The following is a 1,136-nucleotide window of genomic DNA, read 5'->3' as shown; positions in this document are numbered from 1 at the left end:
CTAGTTCCTCTGCACTGAGGATTTGACGAGTTGAGGCGGGCGTAGGAGGGGCAGGCGTTCGGGCTCAACCAGGACTTCGATGCTACGGGCCAAGCCCGGCTGGCGTCGGATCAGGCCCATCCGTTCCAGCGTCAGCACCATCTGGTGAACCGAGGGCGGCGTCACCCCAAAGTGACGCTGCATGTCGGCCTCGACGGGTGGGCGGCCATGCACCCGCGTATAGGCATCAATGAAGGCCAGGTACTGCCCTTGCCGGTCGGTGAAGCTGTTGTCGGACATCCGCCACACGGCTGACTCATCTGCCCCTCTCGCAACCGAGAGGCCAAGATGAACATACGCTACCGGGTTGAACTGAGCGAGGCCGAACGTTCTGAGCTCAAGACCATGCTGAACGGCGGCCGGCAGGCCGCCCGCACGCTCAAGCGCGCCCAGATCCTCCTGGCCGCGGATGCCGGAGTGCCGGACGAGGTCATCGCGACTAGCATCGCGGTGGGCGGCTCGACGGTCTATCGCACCAGGCGCCGCTTCGTGGAAGGCAATCTGGACAAGGCGCTGCATGAGCAGCCGCGGCCCGGAGTGGCCCGCAAGCTCACGGGGCAAGAAGAGGCCCTGCTGGTTGCTACCGCCTGCGCCCGCCCGCCGGCGGGGCGGGCCCGCTGGACGCTCGAACTCCTGGCTGGCGAGATGGTGCGGCTCACCGCGCATGAGAGTCTCTCGCGCGAAACGGTGCGCCGGCGTTTGGCCGCAAACGCGCTCCAGCCCTGGCGTCAGAAGATGTGGTGCGTGCCGAAGATCGACGGCGAGTACGTCGCACGCATGGAGGATGTGCTCGATCTGTATGCCGAAGAACCTGATCCGCAGCACCCGGTGGTGTGCTTTGATGAGAGCCCGGTCCAGTTGATCGGTGAGACGCGCACGCCGATTCCGGCCGCGCCGGGGCGGGTCGAGCGCATCGACTATGAGTATCGCCGCTGCGGTACGGTGAACCTGTTCGTGATGGTGGATGCGCACTGCCCCTGGCGCCACGTCACAGTCAGCGAACGGCGCACGGCACACGACTTTGCCGCCAGCCTGCAGGAGCTGGCCGATGTGCACTACCCCGAGGCTGAGCGGATCCGGGTGGTGCTGGATAATCT

General features: G+C 66.1%; 2 protein-coding genes. One reads left to right on the top strand and one right to left on the bottom strand.

The genetic code is table 11. The features are described 5' to 3' along the window. Complete coding sequence (locus FS320_RS43835; RefSeq protein ID WP_152718711.1) at nt 1-279, bottom strand: LexA family protein; 279 nt, start codon at nt 277-279, stop codon at nt 1-3. A gap of 48 nt (nt 280-327) precedes the next feature. On the opposite strand from FS320_RS43835, the gene FS320_RS43830 reads away from it, so the two are divergent. Next, a partial coding sequence (locus FS320_RS43830; RefSeq protein WP_152718710.1) for an IS630 family transposase occupies nt 328-1,136 on the top strand: 809 nt, incomplete at its 3' end.

This window comes from Microvirga tunisiensis, from assembly GCF_009296175.1.
GTDB lineage: Bacteria > Pseudomonadota > Alphaproteobacteria > Rhizobiales > Beijerinckiaceae > Microvirga > Microvirga tunisiensis.
The sequence above is the reverse complement of the archived record's forward strand: the minus strand, read 5'-3'. Positions and strand labels throughout refer to the sequence as shown.

Excerpts from the sequence above, each read along its gene's own strand:
- FS320_RS43835 (WP_152718711.1), bottom strand. The coding sequence starts at position 279 with ATGTCCGACAACAGCTTCACCGACCGGCAAGGGCAGTACCTGGCCTTC.